This is a genomic window from Halomonas marinisediminis (genome assembly GCF_004347715.1).
Classification (GTDB): Bacteria; Pseudomonadota; Gammaproteobacteria; order Pseudomonadales; family Halomonadaceae; genus Halomonas; species Halomonas icarae.
Map to the genome: position 1 here is coordinate 353,726 of NZ_SLTR01000001.1, position 22,335 is coordinate 376,060.

The 22,335-nt window shown below is 64.2% G+C and carries 24 protein-coding genes; 14 read left to right on the forward strand and 10 right to left on the reverse strand.

From position 1 onward, the window contains the following. The first annotated feature begins 13 nt into the window (after positions 1-13). The gene (locus E0702_RS01685; protein ID WP_132041223.1) at positions 14-295 is read left to right on the forward strand and encodes a ComEA family DNA-binding protein; all 282 of its coding nucleotides are present in this window, start codon (positions 14-16) and stop codon (positions 293-295) included. 102 nt (positions 296-397) lie between these two features. On the opposite strand, the gene E0702_RS01690 is transcribed toward E0702_RS01685, so the two are convergent. Beyond that, on the reverse strand, positions 398-1,159 hold the full coding sequence (locus E0702_RS01690; protein ID WP_132041264.1) for an SDR family oxidoreductase: 762 nt from the start codon (positions 1,157-1,159) through the stop codon (positions 398-400). 210 nt (positions 1,160-1,369) lie between these two features. Here E0702_RS01690 and E0702_RS01695 point away from each other — a divergent pair, with 210 nt between their 5' ends. The 4 genes from E0702_RS01695 to E0702_RS01710 all read left to right on the forward strand — a co-directional run bounded on the left by E0702_RS01695 (position 1,370) and on the right by E0702_RS01710 (position 5,077). Continuing rightward, on the forward strand, positions 1,370-1,918 hold the full coding sequence (locus tag E0702_RS01695) for an FxsA family protein (RefSeq protein WP_132041224.1): 549 nt from the start codon (positions 1,370-1,372) through the stop codon (positions 1,916-1,918). 205 nt (positions 1,919-2,123) lie between these two features. Continuing rightward, a complete protein-coding gene (locus E0702_RS01700) occupies positions 2,124-2,417 on the forward strand; it encodes a co-chaperone GroES (RefSeq protein WP_132041225.1) in 294 nt (97 codons plus the stop codon). 63 nt (positions 2,418-2,480) lie between these two features. Further along, entirely contained in the window at positions 2,481-4,124 is a 1,644-nt protein-coding gene (gene groL / locus E0702_RS01705) for a chaperonin GroEL (protein WP_132041226.1), read from the forward strand. Between the two features lie 218 nt (positions 4,125-4,342). Further along, positions 4,343-5,077: an RNA methyltransferase gene (locus E0702_RS01710; RefSeq protein ID WP_132041227.1), complete on the forward strand. Its 735-nt coding sequence runs from the start codon at positions 4,343-4,345 to the stop codon at positions 5,075-5,077. Between the two features lie 79 nt (positions 5,078-5,156). Here the strand turns inward: E0702_RS01710 and E0702_RS01715 are convergent, their stop codons facing one another. The 8 genes from E0702_RS01715 to dctP form a co-directional block, all read right to left on the reverse strand. After that, complete coding sequence (locus tag E0702_RS01715) at positions 5,157-6,509, reverse strand: Na+/H+ antiporter family protein (RefSeq protein WP_132041228.1); 1,353 nt, start codon at positions 6,507-6,509, stop codon at positions 5,157-5,159. Between the two features lie 77 nt (positions 6,510-6,586). Beyond that, complete coding sequence (locus E0702_RS01720; RefSeq protein ID WP_132041229.1) at positions 6,587-7,642, reverse strand: Lnb N-terminal periplasmic domain-containing protein; 1,056 nt, start codon at positions 7,640-7,642, stop codon at positions 6,587-6,589. A gap of 71 nt (positions 7,643-7,713) precedes the next feature. Further along, complete coding sequence (locus E0702_RS01725) at positions 7,714-8,682, reverse strand: branched-chain amino acid transaminase (protein ID WP_132041230.1); 969 nt, start codon at positions 8,680-8,682, stop codon at positions 7,714-7,716. Between the two features lie 27 nt (positions 8,683-8,709). Further along, positions 8,710-9,825 (reverse strand): class II histone deacetylase, encoded by a 1,116-nt coding sequence (locus E0702_RS01730; protein ID WP_132041231.1) that lies wholly within the window; start codon positions 9,823-9,825, stop codon positions 8,710-8,712. 93 nt (positions 9,826-9,918) lie between these two features. Further along, positions 9,919-10,275 (reverse strand): RidA family protein, encoded by a 357-nt coding sequence (locus E0702_RS01735; RefSeq protein ID WP_132041232.1) that lies wholly within the window; start codon positions 10,273-10,275, stop codon positions 9,919-9,921. Positions 10,276-10,323: 48 nt separating this feature from the next. Continuing rightward, complete coding sequence (locus E0702_RS01740) at positions 10,324-11,601, reverse strand: TRAP transporter large permease (RefSeq protein WP_132041233.1); 1,278 nt, start codon at positions 11,599-11,601, stop codon at positions 10,324-10,326. Next, on the reverse strand, positions 11,598-12,143 hold the full coding sequence (locus E0702_RS01745) for a TRAP transporter small permease (protein WP_132041234.1): 546 nt from the start codon (positions 12,141-12,143) through the stop codon (positions 11,598-11,600). Before E0702_RS01745 ends, E0702_RS01740 begins: the two co-directional genes overlap by 4 nt. A gap of 169 nt (positions 12,144-12,312) precedes the next feature. Beyond that, positions 12,313-13,380, reverse strand: coding sequence for a TRAP transporter substrate-binding protein DctP (gene dctP / locus E0702_RS01750; protein ID WP_132041235.1), 1,068 nt, complete (start codon positions 13,378-13,380; stop codon positions 12,313-12,315). Positions 13,381-13,624: 244 nt separating this feature from the next. Here dctP and E0702_RS01755 point away from each other — a divergent pair, with 244 nt between their 5' ends. From E0702_RS01755 to E0702_RS20020, 9 genes are all read left to right on the forward strand, one after another. Then, positions 13,625-16,420, forward strand: a complete 2,796-nt coding sequence (locus tag E0702_RS01755) for a monovalent cation/H+ antiporter subunit A (protein WP_132041236.1) — start codon at positions 13,625-13,627, stop codon at positions 16,418-16,420. Then, positions 16,420-16,758 (forward strand): Na+/H+ antiporter subunit C, encoded by a 339-nt coding sequence (locus E0702_RS01760; RefSeq protein ID WP_132041237.1) that lies wholly within the window; start codon positions 16,420-16,422, stop codon positions 16,756-16,758. Before E0702_RS01755 ends, E0702_RS01760 begins: the two co-directional genes overlap by 1 nt. Beyond that, a complete protein-coding gene (locus E0702_RS01765) occupies positions 16,755-18,278 on the forward strand; it encodes a monovalent cation/H+ antiporter subunit D (RefSeq protein ID WP_132041238.1) in 1,524 nt (507 codons plus the stop codon). The genes E0702_RS01760 and E0702_RS01765 overlap by 4 nt, the downstream gene beginning before the upstream one ends. Beyond that, on the forward strand, positions 18,275-18,781 hold the full coding sequence (locus E0702_RS01770) for a Na+/H+ antiporter subunit E (protein WP_240721637.1): 507 nt from the start codon (positions 18,275-18,277) through the stop codon (positions 18,779-18,781). The genes E0702_RS01765 and E0702_RS01770 overlap by 4 nt, the downstream gene beginning before the upstream one ends. Continuing rightward, a complete protein-coding gene (locus tag E0702_RS01775; RefSeq protein ID WP_132041239.1) occupies positions 18,778-19,047 on the forward strand; it encodes a K+/H+ antiporter subunit F in 270 nt (89 codons plus the stop codon). Before E0702_RS01770 ends, E0702_RS01775 begins: the two co-directional genes overlap by 4 nt. Further along, positions 19,044-19,388 carry a Na+/H+ antiporter subunit G gene (locus E0702_RS01780; RefSeq protein ID WP_240721638.1) on the forward strand — a complete coding sequence of 115 codons (345 nt, stop codon included), beginning with the start codon at positions 19,044-19,046 and terminating at the stop codon, positions 19,386-19,388. The genes E0702_RS01775 and E0702_RS01780 overlap by 4 nt, the downstream gene beginning before the upstream one ends. A 74-nt stretch (positions 19,389-19,462) precedes the next feature. Next, positions 19,463-20,566, forward strand: coding sequence for a pyridoxal phosphate-dependent aminotransferase (locus E0702_RS01785; RefSeq protein ID WP_132041240.1), 1,104 nt, complete (start codon positions 19,463-19,465; stop codon positions 20,564-20,566). A 73-nt stretch (positions 20,567-20,639) separates the two neighbouring features. Further along, positions 20,640-21,848 (forward strand): MFS transporter, encoded by a 1,209-nt coding sequence (locus tag E0702_RS01790; RefSeq protein WP_132041241.1) that lies wholly within the window; start codon positions 20,640-20,642, stop codon positions 21,846-21,848. After that, entirely contained in the window at positions 21,845-21,970 is a 126-nt protein-coding gene (locus E0702_RS20020; RefSeq protein ID WP_272922875.1) for a hypothetical protein, read from the forward strand. The genes E0702_RS01790 and E0702_RS20020 overlap by 4 nt, the downstream gene beginning before the upstream one ends. A 203-nt stretch (positions 21,971-22,173) precedes the next feature. On the opposite strand, the gene E0702_RS01795 is transcribed toward E0702_RS20020, so the two are convergent. Beyond that, a partial coding sequence (locus tag E0702_RS01795; protein WP_132041242.1) for an aldehyde dehydrogenase family protein occupies positions 22,174-22,335 on the reverse strand: 162 nt, incomplete at its 5' end.

The window sequence follows — 22,335 nt, forward strand, 5'->3', positions numbered from 1 at the left end:
AGGGAGAAATGCCATGAAATTCAGGTTTCACGCCCTGTTCGGGGCCTGTCTCGTCGCCCTTCTGCTGGGTCTCACGCCGCTTGGCGCCGTGGCTCAGGAGGTAGAGCCGATCAATATCAACACGGCCAGCGCCGAACTGTTGACCGAGCTGCCGGGCATCGGACCCAGCAAGGCCGCCGCCATCGTCGAGGATCGCGAAACCAACGGTCCCTTCGAGAGCGCCCAGGATCTGACACGAGTCAGCGGCATCGGTGATGGCACCGTAGCCAACCTGGAGGATCAGATAACCTTCTAACACCAAAACCTGGATGACTAGACTAGAGCCCTGATAACGATGGATGGCCAGTCAATGGGCCGTCCATCGTACCATTGCCGGCTATGGCACGATGGACTCTGATTACAGCCGCAGGCCTCCGTCACACTCGATTACGCGGCCGCTAAAGTAGTCATTCTCGAAGATGAACAGCGCGCTCTGGGCGATATTATCCGGTTCACCGAGGCGCTTGAGTGGAATGCCTGCAGTCAGCTTGTCGAGCATATCCTGACGCATTGACGCGGTCATTTCGGTTTCGATGAAGCCCGGCGCGACGGCGCCCACGCGAATGCCATGGCGCGCCAGTTCCTGGGCCCAGGTGGTGGTGAGCGCTACCACCCCTGCCTTGCACGCCGCATAGTTGCTCTGCCCCATGTTGCCGGCCCGGGAGATGCTTGAAATATTGACGATCACCCCCTCCTGACCGGCCTCGACCATCTGCGTCGCCGCTTCGCGTCCGCACAAAAAGACACCGGTTAGATTGACGTCGACCACCGACTGCCACTGATCGAGCGACATGCGCTTCTCGACCCTTCCCTCCCGAGGCTTGATCAACAGCGCATCACGCAGGATGCCGGCATTGTTGATCAGACCGCTGACCGGGCCCAGGGAGGCCGCAATATCGGCAAAGGCCTGCGTAACCGAGGCTTCATCGGCCACATTGGTCACGAAGGCCCGCGCCTCGACACCGGACTGGTGAAAACTCGAGACGGCAACATCCAGGCTGGCGGCATCGGTATCCAGCAGGGCCAGGCGAGCACCACGGCTGCCCAGGGTCGCCGCCATGGCGAGCCCCAGCCCACGGGCGCCACCGGTGATGGCGATCACGGCGTTCTCCAGTTGCATCATGCATCCTCTTTGTAAGCGGTTGATCGAAATACACTGTACCAAAGCTGCACACACTGCATCCCGGCTTATTTCATCTGTCCATTTCTCTCGGCCATTTCACCTACCCAGACTCTCGTCTCGAGCGGCGGATCGCCAGCGACGGCGTTCAACGCTTGATTTCCAGGTTTGCGCCCCCATGTCTGCTTCATCTCCACCACGGGAGGCCACATGCCTTTTCTTCTGATCTTCACGCTATTTGCCCTGCTCGACTTCGTGGTCCTGTTTTCGGTAGGCGGCCAGATCGGGCTGCTCGCCACTGTGCTGCTGGTCCTGGCAACCGGCTTTGTCGGCCTGCATCTTATTCGCCGTGAAGGCGCCGCCACCTTTGCCCGGGCTCGAGAACGCCTCGAGCGCGGTGAGGTCCCTTCCGGCGAACTGCTGACGGGGGCCGCCCTTATCTTCGGTGGTGCCCTGCTGATGGCGCCGGGGTTCATCTCCGACGCCCTGGGTTTCATGTGTCTGATTCCCGATGCCCGCCGCCTGATGGGCAAGCTGCTGGCATGGCTGGGTATCCGCACCCAGGGATTTCATATGCACGGCGGGGGTTTTTCCTCCGCGAGCAGCCACGCCTCGTCCGGTCATGCTGCGGGACCTCGAGATGACTGGTCCCAGGCCGACGAGGGCCGCCACCGGCGCGGTGGCCAGGCCTCATCATCACAGGACGACGACGGTGCCATCGAGGGTGAGTTCATCTCTCGTGATGAGCGCCGCCGCTGATCGGATGGGTGCGGCAAAAAAATTTATCGACGGGCCTTGAATCCCCTTGGACGGGCCCCACTTACTCGACAGCAACAGGTTTCGGCGCGGCATCCGCGCCATTTACACGGAAGGCGCCTGACGCCTCCCCTCGCTGCCTCGGTGGCGAGGTCATGATGCAAACCGCCGGTTCACCGGCATACACACCATCAGGAGAACGTGAGCAATGAACATCCGTCCCTTGCACGATCGCGTCATCATTCGTCGCGTTGAGGAAGAACAGAAGACTGCTGGCGGCATCGTGCTCCCGGGCAGCGCCCAGGAAAAGCCGACTCGTGGCGAGGTACTCGCCGTCGGTAATGGCCGGATCCTCGACAACGGTGACGTCCGCGCACTCGACGTCAAGGTTGGCGACACCGTGATCTTCAAGGATGGCTTTGGCGTCGAGAAGCAGAAGGTCGACGGCGAGGAAGTCCTGATCATGAGCGAGTCCGACATCCTGGCCGTGGTCGAAGGCTGAGTCTCGACCGCCACAACACTCGATACTGACTGACGTTCACGAACTCACAGGAAGCATACGAAAATGGCAGCGAAACAAGTCAAGTTCTCCAGCGATGCACGCACCCGCATGGCCAAGGGTGTCGACACCCTGGCCAACGCCGTCAAGGCCACTCTGGGCCCGAAGGGCCGCAACGTGGTGCTCGAGAAGTCCTTCGGCGCGCCGACCGTCACCAAGGACGGCGTCTCCGTAGCCAAGGAGATCGAGCTCAAGGACAAGTTCGAGAACATGGGCGCACAGATGGTCAAGGAAGTCGCTTCCAAGACCTCCGATGTCGCCGGTGACGGCACCACCACCGCTACCGTTCTGGCCCAGTCCATCGTGACCGAGGGTCTGAAGGGCGTGATCGCCGGGATGAACCCGATGGATCTCAAGCGCGGCATCGACCAGGCCGTCGCCGCCGCCGTCAAGGAGATCGGTGAGCTGGCCGTGCCCTGCACCGACACCAACGCCATCGCTCAGGTTGGCACCATCTCCGCCAACGGCGACAAGCGCATCGGTGAGATCATCGCCGAGGCGATGGAGAAGGTCGGCAAGGAAGGCGTCATCACCGTCGACGAAGGCCGTGGCTTCGAGGACGAGCTGGATGTCGTGGAAGGCATGCAGTTCGACCGTGGCTACCTGTCGCCCTACTTCGTGACCAACCAGGACACCATGGCGGTCGAGCTGGAAGATCCGTTCATCCTGCTGGTGGACAAGAAGATCTCCAACATCCGCGAGCTGCTGCCGACTCTCGAGTCCGTGGCCAAGGCTGGCAAGCCGCTGGTGATCATCGCCGAGGACATCGAAGGCGAAGCGCTGGCTACCCTGGTGGTCAACACCATGCGTGGCATCGTCAAGGTCGCGGCCGCCAAGGCCCCGGGCTTCGGTGACCGTCGCAAGGCCATGCTGCAGGACATCGCCATCCTGACCGGTGGCACCGTGATCTCCGAGGAAGTGGGTCTGGACCTCGAGCAGGCTACCCTGGACCACCTGGGCACCGCCAAGCGCGTGACCATGTCCAAGGAGAACACCACCATCATCGATGGCGCCGGCCAGGATGGTGACATCGAGGCTCGCGTCAGCCAGATCCGCGCCCAGATCGAGGAGACCTCCTCCGACTACGATCGCGAGAAGCTCCAGGAACGCGTCGCCAAGCTGGCCGGCGGTGTTGCCGTCATCCGCGTCGGTGCCGCCACCGAAGTGGAGATGAAGGAGAAGAAGGCGCGCGTCGAAGACGCCCTGCACTCCACCCGCGCCGCCGTCGAGGAAGGCGTGGTGCCCGGAGGCGGTACCGCCCTGGTGCGCGTGCTGACCAAGGTCGCCGGCCTCAAGGGTGACAACGAGGACCAGACCCACGGAATCGCCATCGCCGTGCGTGCCATGGAGGCCCCGCTGCGCCAGATCGTCACCAACGCCGGCCAGGAGGCTTCCGTCATCCTGAACCGCGTCAAGGACGGCGAAGGCAACTTCGGCTACAACGCCCAGACCGGCGAGTTCGGCGACCTGTTCGAAATGGGTGTGCTGGACCCGGCCAAGGTCACCCGCTCTGCGCTGCAGTCCGCGGGCTCCGTGGCCGGTCTGATGATCACCACCGAGTGCATGATCGCCGACGATCCGGACGATAAGGACACTGCTCCGGACATGGGCGGCATGGGTGGCATGGGTGGCATGGGCGGCATGATGTAAGCCTGCCCTACCCTGCCCCAGGCACTGCCCTTCCGGGCAAGCCCTGAGACGGACCCCGCCGGTGAGAGCCGGCGGGGTCTTTTACGTCGGGAGCAAGGAGCATAATCGTGCGCTACCCGCAGCGAAGGCGCCAAGGGGGTACCTGGTTGCTTGCCTCTTGTAGCTGACCGAAGCCCCGGTAAGATACCGCCACACTCACGGAACGCCCGACCCTGCCCATGCTATCGAATATCCGAATTATCCTTGTCCAGACCTTCCATCCCGGTAATATCGGCGCCGCCGCACGGGCCATGAAGACCATGGGGCTGAGTGAGCTGGTGCTGGTCCATCCCCGCCAGTTTCCAGACCCCGAGGCTACCCGGCTCGCCGCCGGGGCCGAAGACCTGGTGGAGGATGCCAGGGTCGTCGATTCACTGGCGGAGGCCGTCAGCGACTGCGTACAGGTGGTGGGAGCGAGTGCGCGACTGCGCAGCCTGCCGCTGCCCCACTTCGATGAACCCGATGCCATGGCCCGCGAGCTGGTGGAACATGCCGCCCACGACCCGGTGGCCCTGGTGTTCGGGCGCGAACGCTTCGGCCTCACCAACGACGAGATCGCCCTGTGCAGCCACCAGGTCAGCATCCCCGCCAATCCCGACTACGGCATCCTCAACCTCTCCCAAGCGGTACAGGTGCTCGCCTACGAGGCATTTACGGCCTGGCGGAGGCGCCCCGGTAACGGCTACCGCCCGACCCTGCCCGCCGAAGAGCGCCAGCCGAGTCGCGAACAGCTCGCGTATTTCCATGAGCACCTGAGCCAGGTCATGCACCGCAGCGGGTTCATCACCCAGCCCCATGCCCATACCGAGGCTCACCTGCATACGCTATTCGCCCGCGCTCAGCCCTCGCGACGCGAACTCTCACTGCTGCGTGGCCTGCTGGCGTCGTTCGAGCGCCACCTGCCCCAGAAATAATCACCATGAAGCACTGGCGCACAAGCACAACGGCGACCCGAAGGTCGCCGTCGAAGATCACTCCCTGGCAGGCAGATGCCTAGAGTGTCATGGCAGCCAGCCAGCCGAAGCCGATCAGCGGAATATTGTAGTGGACGAACGTCGGCACCACGCTATCCCAGATATGGTCATGCTGGCGATCCACATTCAGACCCGAGGTCGGCCCCAGCGTGGAGTCGGAGGCCGGTGAACCGGCATCGCCCAGCGCCGCCGCCGTCCCCACCAACGCTACGGTGGCAAGGGGAGAGAAGCCGAACTGCACCGCCAACGGCACGAAGATGGCGGCGATGATCGGGATCGTGGAGAACGACGAGCCGATCCCCAGGGTGATAAACAGCCCCACCAGCAGCATCAGCAGCGCAGCCAGGCCGCGGTTGTCACCGATCACCTCGACGCTGGAGTGCACCAGGGTCTCGATATGCCCGGTAGCGGTCATGACCGACGCAAAGCCCGACGCCGAAATCATGATGAAGCCGATCAGCGCCATCATGCGCATGCCGCTGGTAAAGAGATCGTCGGCCTCACGCCACTTGAAGATCCCGCCCACAGAGAGCAGCGCGAAACCCACCAGCCCGCCGAGGATCATGGAGCCGGTCCAGAGCTGGATGCCCAGGGCCGCCACGATGGCCACCACCGACATCATCAGGCCCATGGCATGCGGCTCGCGATGAGTCTCTGGATGATGATGCGGCACATTGGTGGTCGCCACCTCGGCATCGGCATAATCACGCGGACCACGATAGCTGAGAAATACCGCAACCAGCAGGCCCAGGGCCATGCCCCCCACCGGCACGCCCATGGCCAGGGGTACCATGCCGCGACCTATCTCGAGTCCCAACGCCTCACCGGCCTGGTTGATGTTGGCCAGCAGGATATCGTTGAGGAAGATCGCCCCGAAGCCCACCGGCAGCAGCATATAGGGCGCCGTCAGGCCGAAGGTCAGGGCACAGGCCACGGCACGGCGGTCGAGTCGCAGCTGATTCATCACCTTGAGCAGCGGCGGGATCAGGATCGGAATAAAGGCGATATGTACCGGAATCAGGTTCTGGGAGGAGATGGCCACCAGCAGTACCGACCCGAGCAGCAGGTATTTCACTATCGCCTGCCGATTTGCCGTGGCCTCCTGACCGAGCAGGGAGATAAGGCGCCTGGCCAGCAGATCGGGCAGACCCGAGCGTGAGATCGCGACGGCAAAGGCCCCCAGGGTGGCGTAGGCCAGGGCCACCTTGGCACCGCCCCCCACACCATCGTTGAAGGCGCCCAGGGTCTCCTCGACGGAGAGCCCCCCGATCAGGCCGCCCACCAGCGCCCCGACCACCAGCGCAAAGACGACCGAGACGCGTGCCAGTGACAGTCCGACCATCACCAGCACCGCAATGATTACCGCATTCATGGCTGAGTTTCCCGAAGAAGGAGTTGGATTGAGACGAAACGGCGCAGAATTTTATCAGAAGCCGTTAGGCACTGCCGTTACTCGATCCGATCTCCTCCCCTATTTTTCAACATCGGCCTGCGACCACTCGCCGACCACCCCGGCACGCCGGCGCGGATGCGTCGTGAGAAGTCATGATCATCATGGGCCGCCAGAGCGCGCTCGGTGATATCACCGCGACGCTCGAGCTCGCTCAAGGAGTGGCCAGGCAACAGGCCACCATGATCGTGGACATAGCCGGGCAATCGACCAGTCAGCAGCAGACGATGATCCAGCGGCAACGCCTCGACGATGCGGCGTATCAGCGCGTACACCAGGGTGCTGCAGTTGGCGGTAACGGTGTGATAGAAGCGCGGCTCGCGCGCCAGCTGGTTGGCCTGCTCCACCAGGGCCAGCAGCAGCTCGCGGCGCTCGCGCCGCCCGAGCAGCACCCGATAGAGAGTTACCGTTTCTCCACGCAGATTGCTGCGCAGTCGAATCGCATCACGCTCATCGGCGGCGATGATCGCCAGCTCATACTGCTTGAAGAAGCCACCGATCTCCGAGAAAGGCTCATGGCGCTCGCGACGCACCTCGACCGAGAAGGTCACGAAATCGTCGACAACACCCTGGCCATTATCGAAGCCGAAGGAGAGCAGCACATGGACGATGCCCGGTCGCCCCCAGCTGGAAACGAACAGGTCCAGGGTCGCCAGGCGCTGAAGGTCATACTCTCGCCGCTGCCAGGCAACCGATGCCGCGTCGTGACGGTACCAGTCGAAGCAGCGCACATGATCAAGTACCAACCGTTGGCCGAGCTGGCGGCCCGTGGCCAGGAAGCGTACATCATCCGCCCAGTCCAGATCGCTCTCGGGGAGCAGACGCCACCACCAGCACAGCAGGATGAGCATGCTGAGCCCCATGCCCAGCACTGCCCCGAGGCGGCTCCCCTGCCATAACCAACCCAGCCACACCCCACCCAGCAGTAGCCACGCCAAGGCGGCAATCCGTCGCCAGCGTGCGACTGCCGGAAAGCGGTGCAGCAGCGCCAGGCTGCCCCATGATGACAACACCAGCAGCACCAGACTCAACGCGAGATTGATCAGCAGCGACATGCGATCTCCCTTCGATCTGCCGCCAGGCTATCATGGTCCATCTCCACCGAGCTTAACGCCCTATGCCTACATCATGCAGGCGTCAGCCACTCGCCAAAGGCCTCCGTGGCGGGCCCCGGCTCTCCCCGGGTAACATCGCGATAGAGATGCTGGAGTCGTGCGGTCAGCGAGTCCTTTGCGATTGGCTTATCGACGGCCGGCGCCCCTGCTCGAGCACCGATATGGCGACCATCCAGTTCGCGCAGCGGCAGGATCTCCGCCGCGGTACCGGTCACGAAGGCTTCATCGGCGATATACAGCTCGTCACGGGTGATTCGACGCTCCTGCACCTCGATGCCCAGTACCTCTCGGGCCAGGCAAATCACGCTATCCCGGGTGATGCCTTGCAGACAGGAGGTCACCTCCGGAGTATGCAGCACACCATCGCGCAACAGAAAGACGTTGGCCGCCGAAGCCTCGGCGACATAGCCCTCGGGGTCGAGCATGATCGTCTCATCGAAGCCGGCCTTCACGGCAGTGTTGAGTGCCAGCATCGAGTTGACGTAGTGGCCGTTGGTCTTGGCCCGGCACATGCTGATATTGACGTGATGACGCGCCCAGGATGAGGTCAATGCACGCAACCCGATCGAGGCCGCCTGAGGCGAGATATAGTCACCCAAGTCCCAGGCGGGGATCATCACATGGGTGGTGAGCCCCTGCGCCCGAAGCCCCAGCCCCTCGGCCCCGAGGTAGATCGTTGGTTTGAGATAGGCATTGGCCAGACCATTGCATTCCAAACACTGCCGCTGAGCCTCGATCAGGGTCTCTGCGCTGTAAGATAACGGTATATCCAGGGCGTGGGCACTATCCAGCAGCCGGCGGGTATGCTCCACCACACGAAACAGATGGGTCCCCCTGGGACCTGCATACGCGCGCACCCCCTCGAAGCACCCCATGCCGTAGTGCAGGCTATGGGTCAGCAGATGGGTGTGGGCGTCGCGCCAGGCCAGCCATTCAGCGTCATGCCAGAGCCAGCCATCGCGATCATGAAGAGGTGTCATTGTCATGCCATTCCTTGTCGTTAGCGATCAGAGTCGGCCCTCTGCCGTCCAGGCGGAGCGCCAGCCGTCAATCAGCTCACACTGATGGGGCTGCAGGTCCTGATAGGCCCAGGCGGCGATCTCCTCGGCCTGGGGGTCAGGTACCGAGATATGGCTATCGGCCAGGGCTTGAATAGTCGCGTGGCCGCATAGCGGCACATAGCCCTCGGAGTAGCCACCCTCATGGATCATCACCAGACGCCCTTCACAGAGTCGTGCGGCCAGTCTCTTGAGTGAGGTGGTCATCCGGGCAAAGGCGGTGCTGTTGAGCAGCATCTTGCCGAGGGGATCCTTGGCGCAGGCGTCATAACCACAGGCCACCACGATCAGTTCGGGCGCGAAGGCCTCGATGGCGGGCAGCACCACCGACTCCATGGCATAGTCGTAGGCACCGAGACCCGAGCCGGGCGGCAACGGCAGATTGAGACAGGCCCCCAGGCCGGCCCCCTCCCCCTGCTCCTCGAAGGTGCCGGTATCCAGCGGGTAGTTGCCCGCCTGGTGGATGGAGACCGTCAACACCTCGGGATCGGCGTAGAACGCCGCCTGCTGGCCATTGCCATGGTGCACATCCCAGTCGAGAATCGCCACGCGCCCCACCTGACCCAGGGCTCGAGCACGCATCACCGCCACCGGGATATTGCCCAGCAGGCAGAAGCCCCGCCCACGGTCGGCCTCGGCGTGATGCCCCGGGGGACGACACAGGGCATAGGCCTGGTCGAGCTCACCGGTGGCGACGGCCTCGACCGCGGCGATGGCCAGCCCTGTCGACTGACGCGCGGCGGTCAGGCTGCCCGGCGTATAGGGGGCGCAGTCGCCCGCATCGCCACCCCGCCCGGCGTCGCCGGCCTCAAGGGCATCCAGATAGCGCTCGGTGTGGAAGTACTCCAGGTCCTCACGGGTCGCCGGCGCCGGCTTGCGCACCACCAGCTCATCGATCAGCCCCGAGACTTCGAGCAGATTCTTGAGGCGTCGCTTGCTCTCGGGACTTTCCGAGGCCGGCTGCGGCTGAAGGAACTCACCAGGGGCCGAGAACACCCCCATGGCGCCGGGGTCATGCCAGAAGCAACGCTCGTGCCAGAAGAAACCGCAGCGTGAAGTGGTCATGCGTGATCCTCTCGACACCTCGGCGCGGTGACCCGCACTTCCACCCACCAGGCCGGAGTTCGCGCCAACTCCCTGGCGATACGCTGGATCACCTCACGCCTCCGGAATCGCCGCGGTCACCATGATCTCCACCTTGAATTCGGGCCGTGCCAGCTTGGCCTCGGTGGCGGCACGGGCTGGCGGCCTTCCCGGCACCACCCAGGCATCCCAGGCGTCGTTCATGGCGGCGAACTCGCTCATGTCGGTGACCCAGACCAGGGCACTGAGCAGATGCTCCTTGCCGCTGCCCACGGCGGCCAGCTGACGATCGATCTTGGCCAGCACCTGCTCTGTCTGGCCACGCATATCGGCTCCGGTATCGTCGGGCACCTGACCGGCCAGATAGACGGTGCCATTGTGTACGGTGGCCTGGCTCATGCGGTTATTGCTGTCGTGATAGGTAATGGTCATGACAGGTTCTCTTGTTGGAGTGATGAAGTGACGTTCGCCGTAAGACATCTAGCCTAGCAGCGATGGTATCCAAGTAGACAGGGAAGGGAAGGTGACCAGCAGCAGGATCACTGCGATAAAGGCCACATAGAATGGCAGCGAGGCGATGATCGCCCGCTCGAAGGGCACATTGGCGATACGTGCCGCCGTCATCAATGTCATGCCCACCGGCGGGGTGACGTTGGAGATATTGAGCACCACGATCATCAGGATCGCGAAGTGCAACGGGTCGACACCGAGCTGAACCATCGCCGGCACCAGCACCGGGGCCACTACCACCAGCGCCGGCAACACATCCATGACGGTGCCGATCAGGATAAGCAGGGCACACACCAGCAGCAGTTGCAGAAAGGTCGAGTCGCTGAAGGTGGTGATCAGACCCGCCGCGTCCCGGGCAATACCGGAGCGGGTAACGAACCAGCCGAGTACCGCCGAGGTCGCCAGCAGAAAGAACACCACGCCCGAGAAGCGCACCGTCACCAGCAGCGCATACCAGATCTTCTGCCAGGTCAGGCTGCGGTAGAAGACCACGCCGATGGCAATGGCATAGACCGCGGCAAAGCCCGAGGCCTCGGTGATGGTAGTCAGCCCCGAGAGAATGCCACCGAGGATGATCAATGGCACGATCATCGCCGGCAGCGCGACCAGAAAGGCCATCCCGGCTACCTTGAGTGGCGTCGGCGCCTGCTTGGGATACCCCCGCTTCCAGGCCAGAAAGAAGCTGACGGCAAGCAGGGCTAGGGCCATCAGCAGGCCGGGGATAATTCCTCCCGCGAACAGGTCAATGACCGAAATATCGCGCAGCAGGGTGGCATAGACCACCATCACCACGCTGGGCGGGATGATCGGCCCGATGATCGACGAGCAGGCCGTGACCGCGGCCGCATAGTCGGCGTCATAGCCCTGTGCCTTCATCTCCGGGATCATGATCTTGCCAATCGCCACGGTATCGGTGATCGCCGCCCCGGTAAGGCCGGCAAAGAACACCGATACCGACACATTGACGTGTGACAATGCCCCGCGAACCTGACCGAACAGGGCATTGTTGAAGGCGATCAGCTTCTGGGTCAGCCCTCCCTGGTTCATCAGTTCGGCCGTGAAGATGAAATAGGGCACGGCGATCAGCAGGAAGCCGGACACCCCGGCAAACATTCGGTCGGCGATGATGCCAAGCATCCGCTCGCCGCCCATGGCAAAGCCGCCGGCCAGCCCCGACATGGCCATCACCACGGCGACCGGCGCACCGATTAACAACAGCACAACGAAAGCGATGATCGCGGGCATCATGAGCGATTCTCCCCATCGGCGGTGTCGATAAGCCCATCGATCACACTGTCGTCATCGATGAAGTGTTCCAGCAGGTCGAAGCCCTGCACCAGGTGCAGCAGGACGATGCCCCCGCTGATCGGAATCACGATGGCGGTGAACTTGGCCGATATCTGGATCTGGTCGGAGACCATGTAGACCTGTGAGGCCCCCTGGAAAAACCCCCAGCCATACCAGACCAGCATCAGGCCAAACAGCGCGATGACCCCCAGGCACAGGCCTGCCGCCACTTTCAGCAGCAGTCGCGGCAGGCTGCGCACCAGTAGCGTCATCGCCACATGCTCGCCATAGCGCAGCGAGATGGTCATGGAGAGAAAGCCGATCCAGGGCAGGAAGAGCCTGGCCAGGGAGTAGGTCCAGCTCAGCGTGCTGCCGGTGGCCAGCTTGTAGAGAAAAGCCGTGAAGGAGATGCCCAGCATGATGAGCACGCAGGCCACACAGGCCACGATCGCCGCCTGGTTCACCGCATCGCTGATCCGGCGCAAAGGCTGAAGGAGGGTCATCGGAATACCTCGAGGTGATCGACGGCCAGCCCGAGGGCCGACCGTCCCACGACACAGGCACCAGTCGCCTGTCGATTCACTGGCCCCGGGATCACCGGGGCCGTTCACTCAATCGCGATGGTAACTGGCCATGTTTCTGGCCATGTTTCTGGCCATGTTATTGACCACGTTATGGACCATAGTTGGCCATATCGCTCTCGACGACCTCCTCGCCGACCCGCTTGACCTCGGCCAGGAAGGCGTCGACCTTCTCCTCTTCGATGCCGAAGTCGTTGACGATCCACTCTTTCCAGGCCGGCGTGGCGATCTCCGCCATGCGGGCTCGCTCCTCGGGGGGCATGATGTAACACTCCTCGAAGCGCTCGCACGACTCCACCCAGCTGGCCGTGGCCAGCGCACCGGACATGCCGTGGCCGATGGCGATCGCCTCGCGGGCCGAGGTGACGATGGCTTCCTGCTGCGCCTCGGTCAGGCTCTGGAACCACTCTTCGCTGACCAGCCAGGCGGCACTGTTATAGACGTGCCCGGTAAGCGTGGTGTAGTCCGTCACTTCATTGAAGTTGAAGGTGGTATTGAGCACCGGGGCGTTGAACTGGCCGTCGGCCAGGCCGGTCTCCAGGGCGGTGACCACCTCGCCCCACGGCAGCGGCGTGGCCGAAGCGCCCAGCGACTTCATGATGGCCACATGTCCGGGGTTCTCCTCGGTGCGGATATTGAGCCCCTCGAGATCCTCCACGGTCTTGATCAGGCGCTCGTTGTTGGTGAAGGCAACGAAGCCGCCCCCGTCATCGAAGGTCCCCAGGTAGCGCATATTGGTCTCTTCGACGGTGCCGGACATGAAGTCGGCGAACCAGTCGCCATCGAAGAAGGCCCAGGCCTGGCGCCAGTTGTCGAAGATGAAGGGCGCGGTCATCAGCTGGTAGTCATCATAGAAGGACGACATGGCACCGGTGGTGATGATGGTGGACTGCAGGGTGCGTCCCCCCTGCACCTCGGAAGCCGTCTCCACCTCGGAGCCCAGCTGACTGTTGCCGAAGATCGATACCGTGATCTCCCCATCGGTACGTGTCTCGACCAGGTTCTTGAACTGGATCAGCGCCGGGTAGACCTCGTTGTTGCTCATGTTCTCGGGAAGGATGGTGGCGATGGCCATCTCCTCGGCCTGGGCCTGCGCGGCCGCCATGGCCAGGGGCAGCGCCGCCAAGGCGACCAGACGCGGGAACTTCTTGCTATGCATGGGCTTGCCTCTCGGTATTGTCGTTATCGGATGCGGCAAAGGCAGCGTCTGAAACGCTTGCCTGCTCACTATCCTAGAACGCCAATCCCGATACTGCTTGCATCCACTGCCAGCCTCTTTCAACGCCGATGCCGTTCGTAACCCTCCTGAAACCACCATCCAGCGTTGAAGCCGGCGTCTGACCAAGCCCCGGAGCCCTCTTATAGTGTGTTAAGGAATTACCGCCTGCAGGGAGTCGCGCCTTATGCCGCTTGTGCTAATCATCCTGCTGCCGTTAACCGGCGCCTGCCTGCCCGCCCTGCTGCAGGGACGATCATCACGCCTGCTGGCATCGGTCGCCGCCCTCCCCGCTCTCTTCTGCCTGCTGCTGCTGCTCAGCTGGCTTCCTCACGTCATGCAGGGCGGTGAGGCAGTGGTCCAGCGGCTCTCCTGGTTGCCCTCTCTGGGCCTCGACGCAAGCTTTCGACTCGACGGCCTGGGGCTGCTGTTTGCCCTGCTGATCACCGGCGTCGGCTGCCTGATCCTGCTCTACGCCCGCTACTACTTCGAAGGCAGCGAGGCCACCGCACGCTTCTTCACCCTGCTTCTGCTGTTCATGGCCGCCATGCTGGGCATCGTGCTTAGCGAGAACCTGCTGTTTATGCTGGTATTCTGGGAGCTGACCAGCCTGACCTCCTTCCTGCTGATCGGTTACCGCACCGACGATCATGCGGCTCGCCTAGGTGCCCGCATGTCGCTGGTGATCACCGGCGGCGGCGGCCTGGCGCTGCTCGCCGGCATCATGCTGCTGGGCCAGGCCGCCGGCAGCTATGAACTCTCCATCATCCTCGAGGCCGGCGAACATATTCGCGCAAGCGAGCACTACGGGCTGATGCTTAACCTGATCCTGCTCGGCGCCTTCACCAAGTCGGCCCAGTTCCCCTTTCACCTCTGGCTGCCCCATGCCATGACGGCGCCCACCCCGGTCTCCGCCTATCTGCACAGCGCCACCATGGTCAAGGCTGGGCTGTTCCTGCTCGCGCGGCTTCACCCGGCACTGGCCGATACCACGCTATGGTTCTACCTGGTGACCCTGACCGGCATGCTGACGCTGATGGTGGGTGCCTTCGTGGCCATGTTCATGCACGACATGAAGGGACTGCTGGCCTACTCCACGGTCTCCCACCTGGGGTTGATCATGTTGTTGCTGGGCTTGGGAACACCCATGGCGCTGGCGGCAGCTCTCTTCCATCTGGTGTGCCATGCACTGTTCAAGGCCCCGCTGTTCATGATGGCGGGCTACGTTGACCACGCCACCGGATCCCGCGACATGCGCCATATCAACGGCATGTGGCGCTTCATGCCGGCGCTGATGGTGCTGTCGGGCGTCGCCTCCGCCGCCATGGCCGGCCTGCCCCTGATGAGCGGCTATCTGAGCAAGAAGATGCTGTTCAACGAAAGCCTGCTGGTCGTCACCCCGGAGTGGGCGACGGTGGTGATTCCCGCCTGGGTGGCCCTGGCCGCGCTCTTCTCGGTGGCCTACTCGATTCGGATCTTCCACAACGTCTTCTTCAATGGTCGTCCGATCGATCTGCCGATCTGGCCGCCCGCCCCACCACGGCTGGCGGCCCTCTCGCCCATCATGTTGCCGGTCCTGGCCACCCTGCTGGTGGGACTGGCCCCCCAGCCGATCTACATGGCACTGGTCCACCCCGCCTTCGCCGCCTCCCGGCAGATAGCCGTTGCCCCCTATGACTTCACGGCCCTGGGCGGCCGCCTGCCCATGCTGATGAGCCTGTTAGCCCTGGCCGGCGGTGCGCTCTTCTACCACTGGCGCACGCCGCTTTTCCGTCTGCATGCCCGCCTGCCGATGGTGGATGCCAAGGAGATATTCGACTGGCTCATGCGCCGTGCCACGGCTCTGGCCCAGCAGCGAGTGTTCCAGCTGGAGAATGGCTCCCTGCAGCGGTATCTGACCTTTATCTTGGCCACCCTCGTGGTGCTGGTCGGCCTGCAGCTGCGCGATGTTCCCCGCTGGGACGGCGGCGTGGCGCTTGCTCCCCTCGACCCGCTCACCCTGCTGGCCGCGATCCTGCTCTGCCTGACATCACTGGGGGTGGTGGTCTATCACCATCACCGGCTCCCGGCCCTGCTGCTGCTCGGCGTTACCGGACTGTTCGTCACCGTGACCTTCGCCCGCTTCTCGGCACCGGACCTCGCCCTGACCCAGCTGATGGTGGAAGTGATGGCGGTGGTGATCATGATGCTGGCACTCTCCTTCCTGCCCCAGACCTCTCCACGCGGCTCGACCCGACTACGCATGGGCCGGGATCTGACCATCGCCGGGCTGATGGGCCTGGGCGTGGCCGCCTTCAGCTTCGCCATCCTGACCCGCCCCCAGCAGACGATCTCCGACTTCTTCCTGGCCAACAGCGTGCCGGGCGGCGGCGGCAGCAACGTGGTCAATGTCATCCTGGTGGACTTCCGCGGCTTCGATACCTTGGGCGAGATCACCGTATTGGGCATCGCCGCCGTGGCGGTCTTCGCCTTTACTCGCGACCTGCATCTCAAGGCGCGTGTGGTCGACACCAACCCCACCCACTGGGTGGCCGAGCCCTATCCGATCATGCTCGGCGCCGTGGCCCGGCTGGTGCTGCCCGTTGCCCTGCTGGTCTCGGCCTATATCTTCCTGCGTGGCCACAACCAACCCGGCGGCGGCTTTATCGCCGGGCTGATCACCGCGGTGGCGCTGACCCTGCAGTACATGGCCGGTGGGCTGGTCTGGGCCCAGGCACGCATGCCGACCGCCTTTCGGCCGATGATCGGTGCCGGGGTGCTGATCGCCTCCTTTACGGGCCTGGGCAGCTGGCTGTTCGGCTTCCCCTTCCTCACCTCGGCCCACGGTCACCTGCACCTGCCGCTGATTGGCGAGTTCGAGCTGGCCACCGCCATGCTCTTCGATCTCGGTGTCTACGCCACCGTGGTCGGGGCCACGCTGCTGATTCTGGCCAACCTCGGCAAGCTGATGACGGTGGCCGGCCCCGGCAAGGAGATCGGCTGATGGAGCTCCTCTATGCAATCACCCTTGGCGTGCTGACCAGCTGCGGCACCTATCTGCTGCTGCGGGCACGCACCTTCACCGTCATTCTGGGGCTGACCCTGCTCTCCCACGCCGTCAACCTCTACCTGTTCGCCTCGGGTCGATTGGTGGCCGGGGCCCCGGCCATCATCGGCATCGCGGACACCATGGCGGACCCACTGCCCCAGGCGCTGGTTTTGACCGCCATCGTCATCGGCTTCGCCATGACCGCCTTCGTGGTGGTGCTGGCGCTCAAGGCCGCGGTGGAGCTGCGCAACGACCATGTCGACGGTGAGAACCCCGACGAGGACCGGACATGAACCACGTTCTGATCCTGCCCATCCTGCTGCCGCTGCTGACCGGCGCGGGCCAGCTGCTGTTCTACCGGGCCCCCTTCGCCGTGCAGCGCCTGCTCGGGTTTGCCAGCACCGCCTGGCTGGTACTGCTGGGTCTCTGGGCGATCGTCACGGCCGGTGCCGGCGACTACCTGATCTACCAGGCCGGCAACTGGCCAGCCCCCTTCGGCATCGTACTGGTCCTCGACCGCCTCGCCGCCATCATGCTGGCCCTCACCGCCGTGCTCGGACTCTGCTGCCTGCTCTACGCCAGCGGTGGCACCGACCGGCGCGGCGCCCACTTCCATGCCCTCTTCCAGTTCCAGCTGGCGGGGCTCAACGGCGCCTTCCTGACCGGCGACCTGTTCAACCTCTTCGTGTTCTTCGAGATCCTGCTGATTGCCTCCTACGCCCTGCTGCTGCATGGCGGCGGCCGCGCCCGCAGCCGCGCGGGCCTGCACTATGTGATCATCAATCTCGCGGGGTCGGCATTGTTTCTGATCGCTCTGGGCACCCTCTACGGTCTGGTCGGCACCCTCAACATGGCCGACCTGGCACAAAGAATCGCCGCGGCCCCGGCCGAGGATGCACCACTGCTGGCGGCGGCCAGCCTGATTCTGCTGGTGGTGTTCGGCATCAAGGCGGCGATCCTGCCGCTGCTGTTCTGGCTACCTCGCGCCTACTCGGCAGCCAGCGCACCGGTGGCGGCACTCTTCGCCATCATGACCAAGGTGGGTGTCTACGCGATCCTGCGGGTCTTCCTGCTGGTATTTGCGCTGGGGGAGGCGCCGGTCAACGAGACCGCCTGGAACTGGCTATGGCCCCTGGCCCTGCTGACCCTGGCACTCGGCGGCATCGGTGTACTGGGTTCCGAGAGCCTGCGCACCCTGACCGCCTATCTGGTGATCCTCTCGGTGGGCACCCTGCTCGCAACCATCAGCCTGGCCACCCCCGCCGCCCTGGGCGCTGCCCTCTTCTACCTGGTGCACAGCACCCTGATGGCCGCCGTCTTCTTCCTGCTCGCCGACCTGCTGGGTCAGCAACGCAAGGAGGGCTATGACCGCTTCTCCGCGGTGGGCCCCATTGGACACCGTTGGGTGCTGGGCAGCCTGTTCTTTATCGCCGGTATCGCCATGGCGGGATTGCCGCCGTTTTCGGGGTTCGTCAGCAAGGTATGGATTCTGCAGGCCAGCGGCGCCCAGCCCGGCGGACTATGGCTTTGGGGGATACTGCTGGCGTCGGCCCTCTTGGTGATCATCGCCATCAGCCGCACCGGCAGCAGCTGGTTCTGGCGTCCCGGCGAGATGGCGACCCCCTATCCACTCAGGCGCGGCCTGCTGACCCTGGTCTACAGCATGGTCGGCCTCAACGCCTTGCTGGCGGCCTTCGGTGACCCGGTGATGGCTTACCTTGCGCTCACCGCCGAACAGCTGTTCGCCCCACAGGGCTATATCAGCGCGGTGCTGCCCGAGGCCACCGCGCCCACCTGGGAGGTCGCCCCATGATGCCCTCGATCCGCGCGCGGCGATTCTGGCTGCCACACCCGCTGTTCTCGCTGTTTTTGGCGCTGCTCTGGCTGCTGATGGTCAATGACGTCAGCATGGCCAACGCACTGCTGGGACTGGCCCTGGGCGTGGCCATCCCGATGGTGACCCACGGCTTCTGGGCCGAGGAGGCGAGGATCCGGCGGCCATTGCCGCTGCTTCGCTACCTGCTGGTGCTGCTGCTGGACATCCTGCGCTCCAACCTGGTAGTGGCGCTACGCATCCTGCGCCCCGCCCGGCATCTCAAGCCGGCCTTCTTCATCTACCCGCTTACCCTGGACGATGACTTCGCCATCACCATCCTGGCCAGCACCATCTCGCTGACTCCCGGGACCGTCTCGCTCCACCATGACGCCGAGGCCAACACTCTGCTGGTGCACGCCCTGCACCTGGAGAACGAGGCCGAGACCATTGAAGAGATACACCGTCGCTACGAGCGCCCGCTGCAGGAGATCTTCCGATGATTGCCCTGGTGATTCCCATCGCGATGACACTGTTCGCCATCGCCGCGCTGCTCAACCTCTACCGCCTGGCCGCAGGCCCGGATATCGTCGATCGCATCCTGGCGCTGGACACCCTGATGATCAACAGCATCGCCCTGATCGTGCTGGCCGACATCCAGATGGGACTCGGAGTGCTGTTCGAGCTAGCCCTGCTGATCGCGCTGATGGGCTTCGTCGGCACCGTAGCCATGAGCAAGTATCTGCTGAGGGGGGATGTCATCGAATGAACAGCCTCGACATGTCCTGGATCATGCAGCTGGTCATCGCCCTCTTCCTGCTGGTGGGCGCGGTGGTGGCGCTGATCGGCTCCTGGGGGCTGGCCAAGCTCCCCGACTTCTACACCCGCCTGCATGGCCCCACCAAGGCCAGCACCCTGGGCGTCGGTTGCACGCTGATCGGCTCGCTGCTCTTCTTTAGCCACCAGCAGGATGGCGTCTCGGTGCAGGAGGCCCTGGTGACCATATTTTTGTTCGCCACCGCCCCGGTCAGCGCCCATATGATGGGCAAGGCGGCGCTGCGGCGGCGCCTGCGCGGCGTGGCGGGCACCCGCAATATGCCCAAGGAGTAGCCCACCGGCGGGCCAACTTACCGTCAAACCCTGATAGGGTGAACGATGACAGGCATCAGCGACTGGAGACCGATATGCCCCGCTTCCCCGACCATCTGACCGGAGACGGCCCCCACAACCCCTTCCCCGGCGTGCGCGTGCTGGAGCGCCGCCTGGGGCGCGAAATCCCCCATCAGCTGGGCTCCAACGAGGGGCTCGACATGCCCCACCGCGCCCTGCGCGAGCGCTTCGGCGATGCCCTGGCGGAACATGTCTATAGCTACGGCGATGCCGAGGCAATGGGCATCCGTCGGCGCCTGACCGACCAGAAGGGGATTGCGCTGGAGGCGATGCTGGTGGACGCCGGGGCCGACAGCCTGCTCGCCCTCACGCTGCGTGCCGTTACCTCACCCGGCGATACGGTCGTCGCCACCCGAGGCACCTACCCCACCTTCGCCTACTTCGCCCGGGGCCACGGCTGTCGCGTGGAGGAAGTCGCCTACGACGAGGCGCCGGGACGACTCGCCCCCGACCTCGACGCCCTGGCGCGGACGGCCAGGGAGACCCGCGCACGGCTGGTCTATCTGGCCAACCCGGACAACCCCGGCGGCCACCTGCATGCCGACGATGATGTGCTGGCCCTGCGCCGCTCTCTGCCCGACGACTGCTGGCTGCTGCTCGACGAGGCCTATCACGACTTCCGTGAGGATGCCGACGGCGATTTCGGCCGTCGGGTGCTGCCCGGGGTGGTGCGCCTGCGCACCCTCTCAAAGGCCCATGGCCTCGCCGGGTTACGCGTCGGCTACGCCATCGCCGAGCCGGAGACCCTGGCGATGATGATGAAGGTACGCATCCACTATGCGGTGTCGACACTCAGCCAGGCCGCCGCCGAAACGGTGCTGGATGCGCCTGACGAGGTCGCCGCCCACGTGACGGCGGTCAGAGGGCGCCGGGAGCGCCTGGCAGCCCATCTGCGCGAACTGGGCGCCGATGTGCTGCCCAGCGCCACCAACTTCGTCGGCGTACGCATGCCGACCGCGGAGCTCGCCGGCGAGGTGCACAGGGCGCTGCTCGACGAGGGCAAGCTGATCGCTCGGCCCGCTGACCCGGCCCTGGGCCATGTGCTGCGCATCACCGCCGTGGAAGATGCTCTCGTGCCGGGCCGGCTGGCGACCCTGGAGCGCGCGCTGCAACGCTAGCCAAAACCGGCTCCAGGCGCCATAGTAGCGTCCTTTAGCCTGCAAACTGCCACCCAGATCAACGGACGCCGCCATGGACACGCTACGCCGCCACTCTCTTATGATCCTCGTGCTCGGCAGCCTGGTGGTCACCCTGGCCATGGGTCTTCGCCACGGCTTCGGCCTCTTCCTCGAGCCGATGAGCGCGGAGCTGGGTTGGGGACGCGGCGTCTTTGCCTTCGCCCTGGCCATCCAGAACCTCCTTTGGGGTCTCGCCCAGCCCTTCGCCGGTGCCGTGGCGGATCGCTACGGCGCCGCACGCGTCGTGGTGCTGGGCGGCGCCCTCTACGCCCTGGGACTGCTGTTCATGGGGCTCTCGGAGACGGCGCTGGGCATGACGCTCTCGGCCGGGGTACTGATCGGACTGGGTCTCTCCGGCACCACCTTCTCGGTGGTACTCGGCGCGGTGGGACGGGCCGTGGCGCCGGAGAAGCGCAGCATGGCCATGGGCATCGTCAGCGCGGCAGGCTCCTTCGGGCAGTTCGCCATGTTGCCCGGCACCCTGGGACTGCTGGAGTGGCTCGGCTGGTCCTCGGCACTGCTGGCCATGGCGGCCATCGGCACTCTATTGCTGCCGCTGGGTGCCCTGCTGCGTGACCGCCCCGCACCAACCTCCATCGACGATCTGCCACTGCGCGAGGCCCTCGACGAAGCCGCCAACCATCGTGGCTTCTGGCTGCTCTGCCTGGGCTTCTTCGTCTGCGGCTTTCAGGTGGTCTTTATTGGCGTGCATCTGCCCGGCTATCTTTACGACAATGGCATCGCCGTTCAGGTGGGCAGCACGGTACTGGCGCTGATCGGCCTGTTCAACATCTTCGGTACCTATGTCACCGGCTGGCTCGGTGGACGGCACTCCAAGTCGCGGCTGCTCAGCTGGCTCTACCTGTGCCGGGCCGGGGTCATCACGCTCTTCCTGGTGGCACCGCTGAGTCCGGCCAGCGCCTACGCCTTCGGCATCGCCATGGGGCTGCTGTGGCTCTCCACGGTGCCGCTGACCAATGGCATCGTTGCCTCGGTATTCGGCGTTCAGCACCTCTCCATGCTCGGCGGCATCGTCTTCCTGTTTCACCAGCTTGGCTCCTTTATGGGCGTCTGGCTGGGTGGTTTCCTCTACGACCTGCAGGGTGACTACGACGTGGTCTGGAAACTGGCCATCCTGCTCGGGGTCGCCGCCGCCGCACTGCACTGGTGGATCAACGAGACACCGGTGCAGCGCACCCGGCACTCCCAGGCAGAAGCATGAGTCGTCAACGGGTATGGCGACTGGCGGCGGCGGCCATTACCGCCGCTGCCCTTGCCCTGGTGTGGTGGGGCTGGCATCAGCTGGACGGCGCCCTGCTGCTGCTAGGGAGCAGGCTGTGCTGATGCTCTCTGCTGCTAACCAATAAGGTGTTCTTCCGGCCAGTTCGGATCGCCCCGTGCTGGTGCCGCTGGATGCGTCAACGTACAAAGCTTCATTTCATATTGAAACGCTTCACAAAAATAGCCGTTGGGCACGACGCTAGTCGTGCCCAACGAAATGGCGCCACCGCCTTACTGCAATCGATTGTCGATGAAGCGGATAGCGCTCAGAAGAAGCCCATCGGATTGATGTCGTAGCTGACCAACAGATTCTTGGTCTGCTGATAATGCTCGAGGGCCACCTTGTGGGTCTCGCGACCGACACCGGACTTCTTGTAGCCGCCGAAGGCCGCATGCGCCGGATACTGGTGGTAGCAGTTGGTCCATAC

Coding starts and splice junctions, on each gene's coding strand:
- E0702_RS01685 (WP_132041223.1), top strand. CDS start 14: ATGAAATTCAGGTTTCACGCCCTGTTCGGGGCCTGTCTCGTCGCCCTT.
- E0702_RS01690 (WP_132041264.1), bottom strand. CDS start 1,159: ATGCAACTGGAGAACGCCGTGATCGCCATCACCGGTGGCGCCCGTGGG.
- E0702_RS01695 (WP_132041224.1), top strand. CDS start 1,370: ATGCCTTTTCTTCTGATCTTCACGCTATTTGCCCTGCTCGACTTCGTG.
- E0702_RS01700 (WP_132041225.1), top strand. CDS start 2,124: ATGAACATCCGTCCCTTGCACGATCGCGTCATCATTCGTCGCGTTGAG.
- groL (WP_132041226.1), top strand. CDS start 2,481: ATGGCAGCGAAACAAGTCAAGTTCTCCAGCGATGCACGCACCCGCATG.
- E0702_RS01710 (WP_132041227.1), top strand. CDS start 4,343: ATGCTATCGAATATCCGAATTATCCTTGTCCAGACCTTCCATCCCGGT.
- E0702_RS01715 (WP_132041228.1), bottom strand. CDS start 6,509: ATGAATGCGGTAATCATTGCGGTGCTGGTGATGGTCGGACTGTCACTG.
- E0702_RS01720 (WP_132041229.1), bottom strand. CDS start 7,642: ATGTCGCTGCTGATCAATCTCGCGTTGAGTCTGGTGCTGCTGGTGTTG.
- E0702_RS01725 (WP_132041230.1), bottom strand. CDS start 8,682: ATGACACCTCTTCATGATCGCGATGGCTGGCTCTGGCATGACGCTGAA.
- E0702_RS01730 (WP_132041231.1), bottom strand. CDS start 9,825: ATGACCACTTCACGCTGCGGTTTCTTCTGGCACGAGCGTTGCTTCTGG.
- E0702_RS01735 (WP_132041232.1), bottom strand. CDS start 10,275: ATGACCATTACCTATCACGACAGCAATAACCGCATGAGCCAGGCCACC.
- E0702_RS01740 (WP_132041233.1), bottom strand. CDS start 11,601: ATGATGCCCGCGATCATCGCTTTCGTTGTGCTGTTGTTAATCGGTGCG.
- E0702_RS01745 (WP_132041234.1), bottom strand. CDS start 12,143: ATGACCCTCCTTCAGCCTTTGCGCCGGATCAGCGATGCGGTGAACCAG.
- dctP (WP_132041235.1), bottom strand. CDS start 13,380: ATGCATAGCAAGAAGTTCCCGCGTCTGGTCGCCTTGGCGGCGCTGCCC.
- E0702_RS01755 (WP_132041236.1), top strand. CDS start 13,625: ATGCCGCTTGTGCTAATCATCCTGCTGCCGTTAACCGGCGCCTGCCTG.
- E0702_RS01760 (WP_132041237.1), top strand. CDS start 16,420: ATGGAGCTCCTCTATGCAATCACCCTTGGCGTGCTGACCAGCTGCGGC.
- E0702_RS01765 (WP_132041238.1), top strand. CDS start 16,755: ATGAACCACGTTCTGATCCTGCCCATCCTGCTGCCGCTGCTGACCGGC.
- E0702_RS01770 (WP_240721637.1), top strand. CDS start 18,275: ATGATGCCCTCGATCCGCGCGCGGCGATTCTGGCTGCCACACCCGCTG.
- E0702_RS01775 (WP_132041239.1), top strand. CDS start 18,778: ATGATTGCCCTGGTGATTCCCATCGCGATGACACTGTTCGCCATCGCC.
- E0702_RS01780 (WP_240721638.1), top strand. CDS start 19,044: ATGAACAGCCTCGACATGTCCTGGATCATGCAGCTGGTCATCGCCCTC.
- E0702_RS01785 (WP_132041240.1), top strand. CDS start 19,463: ATGCCCCGCTTCCCCGACCATCTGACCGGAGACGGCCCCCACAACCCC.
- E0702_RS01790 (WP_132041241.1), top strand. CDS start 20,640: ATGGACACGCTACGCCGCCACTCTCTTATGATCCTCGTGCTCGGCAGC.
- E0702_RS20020 (WP_272922875.1), top strand. CDS start 21,845: ATGAGTCGTCAACGGGTATGGCGACTGGCGGCGGCGGCCATTACCGCC.